At 38.3% G+C, this 15763-nt stretch carries 16 protein-coding genes; 4 read left to right on the forward strand and 12 right to left on the reverse strand.

Annotation, left to right across the window (positions count from 1 at the left end; all coding sequences use genetic code 11):
* Positions 1 to 5: 5 nt before the first annotated feature.
* The 4 genes from cyoE to KO505_RS17010 are packed head-to-tail and all read right to left on the reverse strand — an operon-like array spanning position 6 to position 3252.
* Entirely contained in the window at positions 6 to 935 is a 930-nt protein-coding gene (gene cyoE / locus KO505_RS16995) for a heme o synthase (protein ID WP_216056655.1), read from the reverse strand.
* The gene (locus KO505_RS17000) at positions 920 to 1951 is read right to left on the reverse strand and encodes a heme A synthase (protein ID WP_216056656.1); all 1032 of its coding nucleotides are present in this window, start codon (positions 1949 to 1951) and stop codon (positions 920 to 922) included. Before KO505_RS17000 ends, cyoE begins: the two co-directional genes overlap by 16 nt.
* Positions 1952 to 1997: 46 nt before the next feature.
* Complete coding sequence (locus KO505_RS17005) at positions 1998 to 2507, reverse strand: hypothetical protein (RefSeq protein ID WP_216056657.1); 510 nt, start codon at positions 2505 to 2507, stop codon at positions 1998 to 2000.
* Between the two features lie 13 nt (positions 2508 to 2520).
* Complete coding sequence (locus KO505_RS17010) at positions 2521 to 3252, reverse strand: SURF1 family protein (protein ID WP_216056658.1); 732 nt, start codon at positions 3250 to 3252, stop codon at positions 2521 to 2523.
* Positions 3253 to 3299: 47 nt separating this feature from the next.
* Here KO505_RS17010 and KO505_RS17015 point away from each other — a divergent pair, with 47 nt between their 5' ends.
* A complete protein-coding gene (locus KO505_RS17015; RefSeq protein ID WP_216056659.1) occupies positions 3300 to 3515 on the forward strand; it encodes a DUF2909 domain-containing protein in 216 nt (71 codons plus the stop codon).
* A 57-nt stretch (positions 3516 to 3572) separates the two neighbouring features.
* Here KO505_RS17015 and KO505_RS17020 read toward each other — a convergent pair whose 3' ends face one another.
* From KO505_RS17020 to lexA, 5 genes are all read right to left on the reverse strand, one after another.
* Positions 3573 to 4457 carry a cytochrome c oxidase subunit 3 gene (locus KO505_RS17020; protein WP_216056660.1) on the reverse strand — a complete coding sequence of 295 codons (885 nt, stop codon included), beginning with the start codon at positions 4455 to 4457 and terminating at the stop codon, positions 3573 to 3575.
* A 22-nt stretch (positions 4458 to 4479) separates the two neighbouring features.
* Positions 4480 to 5061 (reverse strand): cytochrome c oxidase assembly protein, encoded by a 582-nt coding sequence (locus KO505_RS17025; RefSeq protein ID WP_216056661.1) that lies wholly within the window; start codon positions 5059 to 5061, stop codon positions 4480 to 4482.
* A 37-nt stretch (positions 5062 to 5098) separates the two neighbouring features.
* Positions 5099 to 6688: a cytochrome c oxidase subunit I gene (gene ctaD / locus KO505_RS17030; RefSeq protein ID WP_216056662.1), complete on the reverse strand. Its 1590-nt coding sequence runs from the start codon at positions 6686 to 6688 to the stop codon at positions 5099 to 5101.
* Positions 6689 to 6700: 12 nt separating this feature from the next.
* On the reverse strand, positions 6701 to 7765 hold the full coding sequence (gene coxB, locus KO505_RS17035) for a cytochrome c oxidase subunit II (protein ID WP_216056693.1): 1065 nt from the start codon (positions 7763 to 7765) through the stop codon (positions 6701 to 6703).
* 365 nt (positions 7766 to 8130) lie between these two features.
* Positions 8131 to 8748 (reverse strand): transcriptional repressor LexA, encoded by a 618-nt coding sequence (gene lexA / locus KO505_RS17040; RefSeq protein ID WP_216056663.1) that lies wholly within the window; start codon positions 8746 to 8748, stop codon positions 8131 to 8133.
* Between the two features lie 146 nt (positions 8749 to 8894).
* Here lexA and plsB point away from each other — a divergent pair, with 146 nt between their 5' ends.
* Together plsB and KO505_RS17050 are read left to right on the forward strand one after the other, a co-directional pair.
* Entirely contained in the window at positions 8895 to 11324 is a 2430-nt protein-coding gene (gene plsB / locus KO505_RS17045; protein ID WP_216056664.1) for a glycerol-3-phosphate 1-O-acyltransferase PlsB, read from the forward strand.
* 45 nt (positions 11325 to 11369) lie between these two features.
* On the forward strand, positions 11370 to 11813 hold the full coding sequence (locus KO505_RS17050; RefSeq protein WP_216056665.1) for a hypothetical protein: 444 nt from the start codon (positions 11370 to 11372) through the stop codon (positions 11811 to 11813).
* Positions 11814 to 11861: 48 nt separating this feature from the next.
* Here KO505_RS17050 and tesB read toward each other — a convergent pair whose 3' ends face one another.
* From tesB to KO505_RS17065, 3 genes are read right to left on the reverse strand one after another with little or no spacing between them, the layout of a single operon-like run.
* The gene (gene tesB, locus KO505_RS17055) at positions 11862 to 12740 is read right to left on the reverse strand and encodes an acyl-CoA thioesterase II (RefSeq protein WP_216056666.1); all 879 of its coding nucleotides are present in this window, start codon (positions 12738 to 12740) and stop codon (positions 11862 to 11864) included.
* Positions 12737 to 13813 (reverse strand): potassium channel family protein, encoded by a 1077-nt coding sequence (locus KO505_RS17060; RefSeq protein ID WP_371820017.1) that lies wholly within the window; start codon positions 13811 to 13813, stop codon positions 12737 to 12739. Before KO505_RS17060 ends, tesB begins: the two co-directional genes overlap by 4 nt.
* A complete protein-coding gene (locus tag KO505_RS17065; RefSeq protein ID WP_216056667.1) occupies positions 13813 to 14484 on the reverse strand; it encodes a TetR/AcrR family transcriptional regulator in 672 nt (223 codons plus the stop codon). Before KO505_RS17065 ends, KO505_RS17060 begins: the two co-directional genes overlap by 1 nt.
* A gap of 248 nt (positions 14485 to 14732) precedes the next feature.
* Here KO505_RS17065 and KO505_RS17070 point away from each other — a divergent pair, with 248 nt between their 5' ends.
* Complete coding sequence (locus KO505_RS17070) at positions 14733 to 15737, forward strand: GGDEF domain-containing protein (protein ID WP_216056668.1); 1005 nt, start codon at positions 14733 to 14735, stop codon at positions 15735 to 15737.
* Positions 15738 to 15763: the final 26 nt, after the last annotated feature.

Below are 15763 nucleotides of genomic sequence, written 5' to 3' on the forward strand. Positions count from 1 at the left end.
CAACCTTAAAATTTAAAAAAGTGGTCTACTAACAAGGCAACAAATAATACAAGTAAATGCCAAATTGAAAATCTAAATGTTTCCATCGCTAATGTTTTATCTTCGCTTGTTTTAAGTAACCAGGCATAACGTAAAAACATTAAGTTTAATACCAAAGATGATACCAAGTAGATTAACCCAGTCATACCCACCAAATACGGTAATAAACACACTAATAACAACAGTACTGTATATAACACTATCGTCATCTTAGTAAATTGGGAGCCGTGGGTCACAGGTAACATAGGGATATTTACCCGGGCGTAATCTTCTTTACGGTGTATCGCTAACGCCCAAAAATGAGGTGGTGTCCAAGTGAATATTATCATGACTAAAAAGTAGGCGTGTGGGTGTAACTCACCGGTAATAGATGTCCACCCCAATAACGGCGGCATTGCTCCTGCTAACCCACCAATCACAATATTTTGTGGGGTCAAACGTTTTAACACGAGCGTGTATACCACCGCATAACCAAACAAACTGGCTAACGTCAGCCAAGCGGTAAGCGGATTAACTTCAAAATATAAAAGTACAAAACCACTTACTGCGAGCAAAAGAGAAAAGAAAATGGCTTGGGAGTTATTGATACGACCTTTCGCTAATGGCCGATTATATGTGCGCGCCATTTGCGAATCTATTTTCTGATCAACAATATGGTTTAATGCCGCAGCAGCAGCAGATAATAATCCAATACCTAACGATGCCATGGCCATTAACCATAAATTAGGCAAGGTATCTTGTGATAACACCATTCCTACTATGGCCGTGATCACTAACATGGCAACCACTTTTGGTTTAGTTATTTCGTATAAATCGGCAAACACTTGCAACACAGCGTCTATAAATGGAATTTGAAATGATTTTGAGCTACTCATGATATTCACCCTTTTATCCAAGTATTAAAGGATGCCTGTTGGCGCCCTTGTGAACTTAAGTTAAACATTAGTGTAATTAAGCTGGCGAGCAAACATAAAGCGACAAAATTGTGACTCACAGCAATAAATAGTGGTAATTGGAATACCACGTTACTGACCCCTAATAAAAACTGAGTAGATACTAACAAAGTTAATATCATGCCAAATCGTTTTAGTTCAGTGCTTTTAGACTTCATTAAATTAAACGCTAGCGCAATAAACACAAACAATACCAATATGGCGCCAAATCGGTGCAAGACATGAATAGACATTCTGGCCTCGTAATGCATCACTCCATATTCATAATCATCATGCCCAGTAGGAATGGTTAACGCTTCTTTAATATCAAATTTTTCTGTCCAGTTTCCCTCACAGATAGGTAACTCAGTACATGCCACGGCGGCATAATTGGATGCTGTCCAGCCACCTAATGCTATTTGAATAACTAAACAGATAAACGCGAGTTGAGACAGCCGATATAATCGGTGACATAAAGAAGAAGGTGATGAGGCAATATGACCAGCGTTAATTTGTCGACTGAGCGTTAAAGCTGAAATGACTAATAAACAGAAGGTAGTAAACCCACCTAATAAATGCCCCATGACCACTAACGGCATTAAATTCATTGTCACCGTCCACATGCCCAATAATGCTTGAAAACAAACGGTCAGTAATAATATGGTGGGTAATGCCATTCTCTGTTTTGTTTTTAAACTCAGTAAAAACATGATGAGGATTAGAAAGCCTAATGAACCAGCAAAATAGCGGTGGATCATTTCGTTCCAAGCTTTCGCATGTTCGACAGGTCTATCAGGAAATGCACCTTCTGCATGTGCGATATCAGCAGCATGAGTTGGTACTGACAAAAAGCCATAACAGCCAGGCCAATCAGGACAACCTAAACCGGCATCCGTTAAACGAGTATAGGCCCCCAAAATGACCACAATCGCTGCAACCAATATTGCAATTAAATTAAGTTTATATAATGTTCGTACCATCGAAATTGCTCCTTGTTATTCTTATTTTGAGCATGACAATCTATTATTAACCGACTCGGGCATAATTTAATAGTTTTTTCACATCGGCCAAAATATCTTTACTGGTTTTAATGGTTTGTTCACGTTTTGTACTACCGGCATACTTGATGATCACCTTACCAAACGGGTCCACTAAGTAGATATGGCCAACGTCTAACTCAGCATTTCTTGCTTGATGGTGTTTGAGTAAAGGGTATTCAGTTAACGCTATGGATTCATTTAACACCACTGCATTCACTCTTTTTTGTAATTTTCCTAACGCAATGTAAGTTTGATTTAATCCATACAATTGCTCTTCACAAGTTTGGTCACAATTCTTCTCACTTGGCTGAAATACTAAATTCCAAATAGGTTTCTCAGCCATATCTTTTAAATCAAGGGTAATTTCAGACTCAACAAACTGACCTTTTGCGGTTGCTCCAGGAGTAAACCAGCCAAACTTTAAAACCATAAAGGCTAAAACTAACGGTACTGCAGCCATGACGGCGAAAATGCTAAAAAACGACTTAGATTTCATTATTTTCCTCTAACTATAATTTTGATGTTTGCTGAACACGTTTGCCATTTTTGTAACTAGCAAAGATGAAAACAACCACACTCGCCAATGCCAATAAAAACCATTGAACGGCATAGGCCTGATGTTTTTCAGGGGGCATCACGACAGGTTTATACGTTTGCGGATAGTTGATACCTTCAAGCGTATCTGCGTATATCACGACAGGCAAAACGCTAGTGCTATCTAATGACACAAGAATACTCGACACCGATTGCACACGTTTTGGCCAGCCACTTTCATTAGGGACTTGTTGTAACGTGAATTGCTCAAAGTCAGTGGTTCTTATTATCCCAGTCAAATTTATCTTTTCTGGTAATTGCACATTAGGAAGTTCAGAGCGGTATTTACCAGCTTGAATCCAACCCCAATTGACCAATAACCTTTGCTGGTTACCGGTTAAGACTACGGGTGTGATAACGCTATAACCTACTTTGCCTTGATAAGTTTGGTTATCTAACAACCACACTTTATCAGTCAAGATACGACCGGTTAAATTAACAGTTCGACCGTTTAGGGCTGTGATTTGTGACGATGAGAGTTGAGTGAACGCCTTGTTGGTTATTTCCCCTTGCTGAGAAAACAATTGGATTTGTTGTCTCTTTTGGTCGGCCCTTTCTAGTTGCCAGAAACCTAACTTGCACATTACAACAAAAGCGGCCAAAGTAACCACTAAAGGGAAAAATGATACAGAAAAGCGACGAAACATTATCAAAATACTACAACCCAAAAACTGACATATAGGTAATTATATAAATGGATCTCATCATCAAAATTGTTATCGGATTAATATTAATTTCTATTGTCTTTAATTTATTTAAAGCAATGAAATCAATGTTAAAACAAGAACCAGATCAAAAACCTATGTCACATTTTATTGGCAGAAGGTTAATGTACTCTGGACTGTTGATTGTTATTTTGTTGATTTGTTTAGCGACCGGCGTAATACAACCAAATCCTAGACCTTATTAATATAAATCTGATACACAAAGAAACCCTGCCTAACGTTCGTAAGCAGGGTTTGCCACACTACATAATATAAACAAAGATAAACAAGCAGACCCAAACTACATCGACAAAATGCCAATACCAACTCGCCGCTTGGAAACCAAAGTGATTTTCTGGCGTGAAGTGATCTTTAATCACGATTCGCAAGAACATGATAAACAACATGATAGTACCCAATGTCACATGTAACCCATGAAAACCGGTTAACAAGTAAAAGGTATTGCCGTACATACCACTGGATAACATCAGTCCCATTTCTTGATAAGCGTGAGTATATTCTTCTACTTGTAAGAATAAAAAGATCACACCCAACAGAACGGTGATCCCTAAACCCCATTTAAGTTGTTTACGCTTATCTTGCTCCAAACCTACATGAGCAAAATGGCAGGTAACCGAAGAGACTAATAAAATAATAGTGTTAATTAAAGGTAAGCCGTTCCAGCCCATCGCTTCGGTTACTTGACCACTAGGCGTAGTCGTTAACGGCCAAATGGCTTCAAATGCAGGCCACAAAACCTCATGGGTCATAGCATTATTACTCGCCCCGCCTAACCAAGGTATGGAGAACACCCGAGCGTATAATAGTGCGCCAAAAAAGGCACAGAAAAACATGACCTCAGAAAAGATAAACCAACTCATCCCTTGTCGAAACGATCTATCTAATTGTTTGCTATACATGCCCGCCATTGATTCATCAATAACGTTTCTGAACCATCCCACCAACATAAAAATAATAATGGCGATACCAGCGAGTAATAAATAGCCGCCGAAACCTGTCACTTCATTTTTTACATCATTAACATAATTACCTGCACCAAATGCTATGCAAAATAGTCCAATAGCGCCCACAATCGGCCATGGACTTTGTGCTGGTACATAATACTTTTCATATTCATTGTTATTCATAACTGCCCTCTCAAAATGAGCATTAGTTTTTGTTATCAGCAAACAGTTTTGTAAATTCGTCTTGTTCTATATTTTTACTAATATCGAACAAGGTATAAGACAAAGTAACCGTTGTGTATTCAGGCGGTATGTCTTTGTCGATATAAAACTGTAACCCTAAATCAGCCGCTTGCCCTTGCTCTAAGGGCTGCTGATTAAAGCAAAAACATTCAATCTTATTAAAATATGCAGCTGCAATACCTGGGCTTACAGATGGCACTGCCTGAACCACCATATTGTCAACTGAGTTATTTTTTACTAAAAAATTAAGCTGATGCATTTCCCCAGGGTGAACATTCATTTTTTTTACTTCTGGTTTGAATATCCAAGGTAAATTACCCTGCGTACGTGCAATAAATTCAACACTTATGGTTCTTGTTTTATCCACAGAATCTGACTGTACAGCAGCCACATTGCTGGTTTTGCCATTTAATCCGGTGATATCACAAAACACGTCATATAACGGAACCAAAGCAAAACCAAAACCAAACATAAAAAACACAGTTAACACTAATTTCTTAACGAGTTTTTTTGTATCTTGTTGTGCTGTCTGTTTGTCTGTCATCTAAAACTCAAACCATTAAATGTTAAATTATTAAACTTTATTTGATATCTGGCGGCGTTTCGAACGTATGATACGGCGCTGGAGATGGAACTTCCCACTCCAAACCTTCTGCCCCTTCCCACACTTGGTCCGTTGCTTTTTCACCACCTTTAATGCATTTGTAAACAACCGCTACAAATAACAATTGTGATAAACCAAAGGCAAAACCACCAATACTTATCACGGCATTAAAGTCAGCAAATTGAGTAGCGTAATCAGGAATACGTCTTGGCATACCTGCTAAGCCTACAAAATGCATAGGGAAGAACAATACGTTTACTGATACCAGTGATAACCAAAAATGCGCTTTAGCTAATTTTTCGTCAAACATGTATCCAGTCCATTTGGGTAACCAATAATAAGCACCCGCCATAATTGAAAATATAGCGCCTGTTACTAAAACGTAATGGAAATGTGCTACCACAAAATAGGTATCGTGGTATTGGAAATCGGCTGGTGTAATTGCCAGCATCAAACCGGAAAACCCACCTATGGTAAACAGTACAATGAATGCGATAGAGAACATCATTGGTACTTCAAAGGTTAAAGAACCACGCCACATGGTCGCCACCCAGTTAAAGACTTTTACACCGGTAGGCACTGATATCAGCATAGTGCAATACATAAAGAAGAGTTCACCCGCTAACGGCATCCCCGTTGTGAACATATGATGCGCCCATACAACAAATGACAATAGTGCTATCGATGCTGTTGCATAGACCATGGAAGAATAGCCAAATAGCTTTTTACGGCTAAAGGTTGGCACTATTTGCGAAATAATACCAAACGCCGGCAATATCATTATGTACACTTCTGGATGACCAAAGAACCAAAATATGTGTTGGAACATAACCGGATCACCACCACCTGCCGCACTAAAAAATGAGGTTAGGAAGTATTTATCCGTCAGTACCATAGTGACAGCACCAGCAAGAACAGGCATAACGGCAATTAATAAAAAAGCAGTGATTAACCAAGTCCACACAAACAACGGCATTTTCATGAATGTCATGCCTGGCGCTCTAAGGTTGAAGATAGTTACAATGACATTAATCGCCCCCATGATGGAGGATATCCCCATAATATGAACTGAGAATACAAACAAGGCGGTACTGTCATTACTGTATGTTGTTGATAATGGTGCATAGAAAGTCCAACCAAAGTTAGGTCCACCTCCTTCCATAAACAAAGACATTAACAGAATTAAAAATGCGAACGGCAGTATCCAAAAGCTCCAGTTATTCATTCTAGGCAATGCCATATCTGGCGCACCTATCATCATTGGAACCATCCAGTTGGCTAAACCAACAAAAGCTGGCATAACCGCACCGAATACCATGATCAAACCATGTACGGTTGTCATTTGGTTAAAGAAGTCAGGTTCAACTATTTGCAATCCAGGTTGAAACAATTCCGCCCTGATTACCATAGCCATACCACCACCAATGAAGAACATCAGTAGTGAGAATAATAGATATAATGAACCTATGTCTTTATGATTCGTTGTTAATAACCAACGCATAATGCCTGAAGGTGCACCGTGATGTTCCTCGGCATGGTTATCAGCGTTTAAATTTGTTGTACTCATAACGTGCTCCTCCTATTTACCGGCCAGAAATTCATTAATCGCTGCAGCTTGCACTGCATCACCTGTATTGTTACCCCAAGCATTACGCTCGTAAGTCACAATTGCCGCTAAATCTTTAAGACCAAGCTGTTTTCCATACCCTTGCATTGCGGTTCCAGCACGGCCGTTAACAACAATATCAATATGCTGTTTGACATCACCCAGTGCAATTGCACTGTCTTTTAAAGCTGGGAATACGCCTGGAATACCTTGCCCATTGGCTTGATGACACGCTGCACAATTAGCCATATAAGCTTTTTCACCTAAGGTCATTAACTCTTCCATCGACATGTTCATTGCCAATAGTTTTTGCTCTTCTTCTTTCGCTTGTTTCGCAATAGCCGTTTGTTCTGCCATCCACTTTTTGAACTCAGCAGGTTCCTTTGCAATAACAACGATTGGCATAAAACCATGATCTTTACCGCATAACTCGGCACATTGACCACGGTAGATACCCGGCTCATTCACACGAGTCCATGCTTCATTGATGAAACCAGGGTTTGCATCTTTTTTGATGGCAAACTCAGGTACCCACCACGAATGAATAACATCATCGGAGGTAATTAAAAATCTAACCTTTTGGCCTGTTGGGATCACTAACGGTCTATCTACCTCTAAAAGGTAGTTAGCCGATTTTGCTCGTTCGTTTCTGATTTCAGCTTGAGGCGTAGCGAGGAGACTGTAATAGTCCAATTCATGTTCAAAATATCGATAGTGCCACTTCCACTGAGAGCCCGTAACTTGCACGGTCAGATCAGCATCTGAAGTATCTTCCATTTCTATTAAGGTTTTTGTAGCGGGAAATGCCATCGCTATCAAAATGACAAATGGAATGGCCGTCCAGAGTATCTCCACTTTGGTACTTTCGTGGAAATTTGCAGGTTTCACCCCTTTGGACTTTCTATGATGGATTATGGACCAGAACATGATCCCGAAAACGACAATACCAATAACGCAGCAGATATAGAAAATGATCATGTGCAAATCGTAAACACTTGCACTGATATCCGTTACGCCTTTGGTCATATTAAGACGCATCTCATCCGCAACAGCATTATTCGCAAATACTGCAGCTGGAATTAACCAACTTGATTGCTTAGCAGTCACTAAACACCCTCCCTATTTAAAACATTAAGAAGAGGATGTCTGTACAACCCACACCAGCATATAAACCAATTATTAATCGGTTTATATCTATCCCCAAAAAATGTTTGTTTTTATTATTTTTATATCAGTCTATGTAGCTGACTTATGTTGATATTTTGTTTGTATTATTTTTGTTCAACCAGTCTAACCTATACCCTTTATTTCAATTGTGCAAATAATCACCGGACAAAAAGACATAAAAAAACCCACTTGATTATTTTTTAACCAAGCGGGTTTTATCTATATTTATTAAGCGATTACATTAATGAGCTGTTTCTAATTACACCAACGGCCAAACCTTCAATTGCAAAGTCCTGATAGTTTAAATCTACTTTGATTGGTTCGAACTCTTTATTTTCTGCGTGTAAGATAACTTGGCTACCATTTCTTTCTAAACGTTTTACCGTCACATCTTCTTCAACTCTTGCCACTATCACTTGACCATCACGTGCGGTTTGAGTCTTATGAACCGCTAATAAGTCTCCATCCATGATGCCAATATCGCGCATACTTTCACCTTCAACCATCAGTAAAAAATCAGCCGATGGACTGAACATCATAGGATCTAGATTCACGTGTGATTCAACATGCTCCATCGCTAATATAGGAGAACCGGCCGCAACTTTACCAACAACGGGAATTCCTGCTTCTATATTTGAAATATCTTCAGTTAACCGAATACCACGTGACGTGCCTGCAAGGATCTCAATATATCCTTTCTTTGCTAATGCTTTCAGATGATCTTCCGCGGCATTAGCAGAGCGAAAACCTAAACGTTTAGCAATTTCTGCTCGAGTTGGAGGCATGCCAGTTGAAACTATCGCTTGTTTAATTAACTCAAGGATTTGAGCTTGACGATCGGTTAGTGGACGCATAATCTGGTTTTCCATACAGTGATAATGACTGTTAGTATATACAGCAAATTTAAAACTGCAAATTTAACTTAAATGTTAGTTCGGGTTTACAAAACAATTTGTTAAAATTACTGACTGAATTTTATATTTTCTCGAGATTGAACGTAATGGCTTATATTTCTTACCTTTTTTATTGGATCACGCGTCCGTTTATTAAAGTAAATATCGTATCTGACAGTGATTTATCAGTAGATCTCACCAAACCCATCAAATATGTATTAGTCACAGACTCGTTTGCTGACAAATTAGCGCTTGAACAAGCATGCCGAAATCAAGGGTTACCGAGTCCATTTAAAACGCTAAAAGTGGGTGAATATTCGCTTGCCAGAACCATAGGCGTAAAACATATAAAATCGTTTTTTAATACGGCTGAAAAACACGACGCTAAGATGTTAAAACATAGCCAAGTATTATTAACTCAAGTTGCAAGTAGCCAACAAGATGTGCAATTTGTACCAGTCATGATCTGTTGGGGCCGTGCTCCCGGTGTTGAAAAAACCAAAGAAAATACAAAAATTGGCATTAAAGACTTAATCGCAGAAAACCTACAAGCTAGCTGGATTAGAAAACTGATCATTGTTTTATTTTCTGGTCGCAGTAATTTCATTCGCATTTCCAAACCCGTTTCATTGATTGAAATGGTCAACAAACACGGTACATCTGAAGCGGCAGCTCATAAGTTAATCCGTGTTGCGCGAATTCATTTTGAACGCCAACGTATTGTTGCAACAGGACCTAAGATAATGGCACGTACCGCCATGTTTAATAGCTTGTTGGCTAGCCCATCACTAAAAAAAGCATTACAAGAAGAGATGAACGCCAAAGACATCTCTATGGAGCAAGCCAAAAAGAATGCCATTAAGCTATTAGATGAGATTGCCGGAGATTACCGAGAATCTTATATCCGCTTTGGCGCACGTTTATTAACCTGGTTATGGAACAAAATTTATAACGGTATTCGTGTCCATAACGCTGACAATTTGAGAGAGTTAGCACAAAAAGGTCATGAAATTGTTTACGTACCTTGCCACCGAAGCCACATGGATTACTTATTACTAACCTATGTCATATATAAAGAAGGGTTAGTGCCACCACATATTGCCGCTGGAATAAATTTAAACTTCTGGCCTGCCGGTCCTATGTTTAGAAAAGCCGGTGCATTCTTCTTACGCCGAAGTTTTAAAGGCAACAAATTATACTCTGCTGTTTTTCGTGAGTATTTAAGTCAGTTGTTCATAAAAGGTTATCCGGTTAAATATTATACCGAAGGGGGACGTTCACGTACCGGCCGTTTATTAAGTCCAAAAACGGGCATGTTAGCCATGACTATTCAGGCGATGTTACGTGGCGTAGACCGACCTATTACTTTAGTTCCTGTGTACATTGGCTATGAACATGTAATGGAAGTAAATACTTACCTAAAAGAATTGCAAGGCCAGAACAAAGAAAGTGAATCCATTTTTGGAATATTTAAAGCCCTTAAAAATCTTAAAAATTATGGCCATGGCGATGTGAATTTTGGCGAGCCAATCAGCTTAAATGACATCCTGAATGACAAAGCACCTGAATGGCGCGAGTTAATTAATCCAGTTGATGTTGTGAAACCAACTTGGTTAACCCCGGTTGTAAACCACACCGCTAATACCATCATGAGCTCAATTAATGACGCTGCGGTATTGAATACGGTGAACCTATGTGCCCTTACCTTGTTAACTTCTGATAGTCACGCTTTACCACGAGCCGAAATGCAAAAGCTGTTAACTTTTTATATGCAGTTAAATCATCAAGTACCTTATGCTAGCAATATCAAAGTACCAACCCAAACCGCTGATGAAATAATTGAAGAGGCTATCCAACTTGAAAAGGTAGAAGCTGAAAGTGACGAATACGGCACTATCATCAAATTGGATGACAAAAATGCAATTTTAATGAGCTACTACCGTAACAATGTGGTTCATTTATTTGCTATTCCAGCGATTATTGCTGGAGTTATCGTTAACTCAAATAACACCACAAAAGAGTTGATACTGGCTAAAGTTAATCATTTATTACCTTTGTTAAAAAATGAATTATTTATCACTATCACTAACGTAGATGAATATTGTGGACAAGTGATCGACTTTTTCATTCAACAAGAATTAGTTCAAGATACAAATGGCTCTTTATCAGTAACCGCTAAAAACTCCATGGCTTATTTACAACTAAATTTATTAGCTAAAATAATGAAAGATACGTTACAACGTTATGCTCTTGGTTTTATTCGTATAGAACAGGTTGAAGGTATTCAACGCAGTGAATTAGAAAGCGACTGCCAAAAACTGGCGGGGCGTTTATTAAAATTACACGATATTAAAGCACCAGAATATTTCGATAAAAAAGTGATATCAAACTTTGTGACTTGTCTACGTGAACAACAATATGTAAGCGTTGATGAGGCGGGGTTAATGCACTTAACCACCTCTGGTAAGGCAACCTCAGATACTATTAACTCCTTGTTAAGCGCTGAACTATTGCAATCGTTAAACTCATTAGGCTAGCGCTTAGCGCTCTTTATATTCAAGATAACAAAAGGCAAACAGATAATGAAAAACGTTTTTATATTTAGTTTATTTTTTATGGCGTTAAATTCGTTTGCCAATCCCGTGACTAAACCAATCACTAATCTGTTTGATGCGATGAGGAGTCACGATGGTGCTAAACTGCTACAACAATTTACGGCAAGTGCTTTACTGCAAAGAGCAAAAAGTGATGGTTCTATTGAGAATAGTGATATCCAACAATTTGCCAACAGCATTAACAGCAGCGAACGTTATTTAGATGAGCATTTATTAGATATTCAAATGCAAATTCAAGACAATCTCGCCAGTGTTTGGACGCCTTACGCCTTTTACTTAGATAACAAATTAAGTCACTGTGGAGTAAATAGCTTTCAATTAGTGCTGCAGAATAATGAATGGAAAATACATTATTTAATAGATAACTCACATCCGGGCGATTGTGAGGGCTTCATCAAAAAATATAAATAACCACCAGCCAATATGAAGCATCGACTGGCGGTTATCCTTTAAATAATATTATTTTTTGCGAGGGAATTTTTCATGGTCACGAATAACACCTTCTTGCATCGCAGATGCGATTAACTCACCATTTTGATTAAAAAACTCACCGCGTACTAAGCCTCGACCACTACTCGCGCTGGTACTTTCTTTACTAAATAGAATCCATTCATCCATTCTAAATGGACGGTGAAACCACATGGAGTGGTCTAAGGTAGCCACTTGCATTTTTGGTTGCATAAAGCTTTCACCATGAGGTAACAATGCTGTTGGCAAAAATGTAAAATCGGATGCGTAAGACAATAAATAACGATGAACTCTTTGATCATCTGGCAATGTCCCATTCGCTTTTATCCAAGTTTGACAAGCTGGTTCCATTTTATCTGGTTTAAACGGATTAATTTGCTGCACATGGCGCATATCAATTGGCTTATCAGCCAATGCTTTGGCATGAAATTGTTGAGGAATTTTATCTAGATTTTTTTGATAAAACTCTAATTCTGACATCAAACCTTCTGGCCCTATGACTTTAGGCATAGTTGATTGGTGATTGTAGCCTTCACCTTCGGTTTGAAAAGATGCTGTCATATAAAATATGGTTTGGCCAAACTGAATTGCTCTGACTCTGCGGGTACTAAACGAACCACCGTCTCGAATATTTTCCACTTCATATACTATGGGGGTTTGGTCATTGCCTTCACGTAAAAAGTAACTATGAAATGAATGCACAAATCGATTATCTACGGTTTCTTTGGCGGCGCTAAGTGCTTGACCAATAACCTGACCACCAAATACTCGGCCAAAGCCCAAGGCTTGGCTTTGTCCCCGGTATAAGCCTTCTTCTATTTTCTCTAGTTTAAGATGATCTAATAAGGTTTCTAATGCTTGTTGGCTCATAAAATTTCTCTAACTGCTATTTGGGTCCAATTAATTTCGTCGGCTATGATTCTTTCTTGCGCCACGTAATGCAAAACTTGACCCGGCATGACATTAAAATCATTGTCAGGGTTTAAGTGCATTTTGACACCGATTCTGTCTTCAGCGACAGCAAGAAGAATTGCATTATGATTTTGTTTTAAATGGAAAAATAAGTCGCCAAATTTATGTGCGCCTATATCAAAAGGCATCTGTGTAGAAAATTGCGTATGGCCACTTAGTGTAGACATCATCTCTTCTTGTAATCGACTACTGCCAGGGTCTTGCATGGAACGCACTAATATTTCAGCCGTTCTAGATGAGTTTGATTCAATGTTTTTAGTATAACGATTTAACATTTCTATTTTAGTATCGTCACTAAAGTTAGCACTGATATGACATTCGTCTTTAACTAAAGAACTCAATTTCAAGGCACAGGTGAAGGTTTGATCATCATTATCACAATCAACAATAATACGGTCAGCTTTGGTAACTGCTACACGCGTCAGTTCATCGTCTTGAGTCAATGACTTTAACTTAGCAAACTCCACCAGCGGGTTATCTAAAAATGGATGTTCCAGATCATTAGTTACACACAGCAATATTTTTCGTTTTTGACGTTTATTATCCCCTAAAATATGCTGCACCATCTTTTCAGTTCTGTTCTCGTGCCAACCAAAAATTAATATATGTGAATCTTCTTCACTAAAATCTTTTTCACCAGTCATAATTTGTCTCAATACTCTGCTAACTGAACGTCCTAACTTACCTAATAGTGCGCCAAATATGGCTAAACCTAACGGAATTTGAACCAAGGCGACTACTAATTTACCTTCAAATGATGTGGGACTTAAATCACCATAACCAACCGTACTTGTGGTAACGACATAATAATAAAGGTATGAACTAAAGTTGGTTAATTCATACTCACCAACTAAATACAATAACACCCAACTTAAAATGGCATGGAAACCTAAAAGCATCAAAATAGAAAACCAAGATACGTGAATAAAGTGTTTTCTTAAAAATGCGGCTAATTTGTTAATGACCAAGATTAATTCCCCAACAACTTACGCCAGCCTGACTTTTGTTTTGGCACATGTTTACGATATTGAACCAACTCTTGCCAAAATGGACTTAACAACTCATTACTGAGTTTTTCAAAGTTAGGGGTTTCAGTCATTGCAATCTGAAATTTAGGATGACTTTCAACCCAAGCTAACGTTAATAATTGATAACTACGTTGTAGTAAACTTAACCATTGTTTTGAATCTACATCTGGGTTTAATTCTTTTAACGCGGGAACCATTCGTTTTAATCCATTAACGGTTTTATTTTGGAACCCTATGTATACTTTCTCTTCAACTCTAGATTCTAATAGTGAATCTGAAATACGACACAGTTGACCAAATTGAGGCGTTTCTACCCAATACTGGGTTAAGTAGGTGCAAATATCATCAACGGTGATGGTTTCATATTTACGCGTTGCCGTTTCAAATGAAATGATCCAATTTTGCAGGTGTTTTTCCAGCAGAGCTAAAAAAATAGCTTCTTTAGTTCTAAAGTAAATATATAAAGTCCCTTTAGCCACTTCCGCTTTGTTAGCTATTTGTATTGCAGAGGGTAATTCATCCCCAGACTCAACAAATAGTGCTTCCGCTGCCGCCAAAATGCCATTAACTCTTTGCAGTTTTTGTTTTTGATTTTTAGCTTTTTTTATTTCCATAAGTATCTACTAACTATTTTTTTGAATTTTTTACAACTTTAACACTTAATATTACAGTAATTCCTTGACCTTAAAATAAAAGAATCTTAGTTTACAGATAATAATAATTTTTCTATACGCTATATACGAATAACAATAATAAAATTTCGCGTATTCAACTCCGTATTTTGATTGCCATTAGTGGCTCTACAGTTAAAATAGCGACTTGAGTATAGTTCCCATATAAAAGTTGTTCCGGAGCCCAATTAATGAAGTACCAGGATACCATCGAGCAAGCTGAGTCTAAGTTGCAAAAGACACTCGTGTTTTTAAAGCAACATAGATTAGCTGCCAGCCCTATAAACTATAGCGTTGCTTATGAGTACGCCAGTGGGGAAAACGATGATATCGTTAACTGCATTAATAAAGATATTAACGACGGTTGCATAATAGATTCATTTTTAATGGAAGAGTTATACCGTCAATTCATACTCAGTTCTGATGAAAGTTCGGAGAAAGTTGTTCAGCACGCCTCCTCTATTATCAACTCAACTCAAAGACATACTCAAAAAGCACAAAGAGACAGCGGCCATTACGCTAATATTTTAGATGAAGGTTTACTACTGCTGAACGACTCAGATCCTGAATCGTCAAAACTAGTGATTGAGAAGTTAATAAAAGCGACAACTTACGCTAAAAAAACGCAACAAATGTTATTCAAAGCGTTACAACAAGCACAAACCAAATCAAACGAACTGCAACAACAAATCGATGATTTACATGCCAACCGACAACTTGATGCATTAACCGGTTTATATAACCGTTCAGTAATGAGTCAAACCGTTGATATGTGGGTAAATAACGACACTAAGAATATTGCCGCCTTAGCGATTAATCTAGATCACTTTAAACAATTTAACGATAATTATGGCATGACCATCGGGAACGTCATTCTGTCAAAAGTAGCACAAAAAGTGAAAAGTTATGTTTCTGACAGCGGTTTGCCAGTCAGACTTGCCGGTGAAGAATTTTTAGTATTAATCCCTGATGCGAACCCAGTGACGGCCAAAGAAATTGCCGAAAAGGTCAGAGTAGGTGTCGAAAAGTTACAGTTTATTAATGCCAAAAATAAAGAACGCCTGCCTAAAATCACGGTGTCGATTGGCGTTACAGAATACTGTGAGAAGATCGGTCTGGACGGAACTATTCAAAAAGCCACCTCAGCATTACGCATGGCTAAAGCCACAGGCCGTAATAGAGTTTACACAGATTAACCTCAGTTTATTAAATATACGTTGTT

The organism is Psychrosphaera sp. F3M07 (assembly GCF_018860345.1).
GTDB classification, from domain to species: domain Bacteria; phylum Pseudomonadota; class Gammaproteobacteria; order Enterobacterales; family Alteromonadaceae; genus Psychrosphaera; species Psychrosphaera aquimarina.

What these genes read in the sequence shown, in the direction of transcription:
- plsB (WP_216056664.1), top strand. Translation starts at nt 8,895, where the DNA reads ATGGCTTATATTTCTTACCTTTTTTATTGGATCACGCGTCCGTTTATT.
- KO505_RS17005 (WP_216056657.1), bottom strand. Translation starts at nt 2,507, where the DNA reads ATGAAATCTAAGTCGTTTTTTAGCATTTTCGCCGTCATGGCTGCAGTA.
- KO505_RS17070 (WP_216056668.1), top strand. Translation starts at nt 14,733, where the DNA reads ATGAAGTACCAGGATACCATCGAGCAAGCTGAGTCTAAGTTGCAAAAG.
- ctaD (WP_216056662.1), bottom strand. Translation starts at nt 6,688, where the DNA reads ATGAGTACAACAAATTTAAACGCTGATAACCATGCCGAGGAACATCAC.
- KO505_RS17015 (WP_216056659.1), top strand. Translation starts at nt 3,300, where the DNA reads ATGGATCTCATCATCAAAATTGTTATCGGATTAATATTAATTTCTATT.
- KO505_RS17065 (WP_216056667.1), bottom strand. Translation starts at nt 14,484, where the DNA reads ATGGAAATAAAAAAAGCTAAAAATCAAAAACAAAAACTGCAAAGAGTT.
- KO505_RS17010 (WP_216056658.1), bottom strand. Translation starts at nt 3,252, where the DNA reads ATGTTTCGTCGCTTTTCTGTATCATTTTTCCCTTTAGTGGTTACTTTG.
- coxB (WP_216056693.1), bottom strand. Translation starts at nt 7,765, where the DNA reads ATGCGTCTTAATATGACCAAAGGCGTAACGGATATCAGTGCAAGTGTT.
- tesB (WP_216056666.1), bottom strand. Translation starts at nt 12,740, where the DNA reads ATGAGCCAACAAGCATTAGAAACCTTATTAGATCATCTTAAACTAGAG.
- KO505_RS17050 (WP_216056665.1), top strand. Translation starts at nt 11,370, where the DNA reads ATGAAAAACGTTTTTATATTTAGTTTATTTTTTATGGCGTTAAATTCG.
- KO505_RS17025 (WP_216056661.1), bottom strand. Translation starts at nt 5,061, where the DNA reads ATGACAGACAAACAGACAGCACAACAAGATACAAAAAAACTCGTTAAG.
- lexA (WP_216056663.1), bottom strand. Translation starts at nt 8,748, where the DNA reads ATGCGTCCACTAACCGATCGTCAAGCTCAAATCCTTGAGTTAATTAAA.
- KO505_RS17020 (WP_216056660.1), bottom strand. Translation starts at nt 4,457, where the DNA reads ATGAATAACAATGAATATGAAAAGTATTATGTACCAGCACAAAGTCCA.
- KO505_RS17000 (WP_216056656.1), bottom strand. Translation starts at nt 1,951, where the DNA reads ATGGTACGAACATTATATAAACTTAATTTAATTGCAATATTGGTTGCA.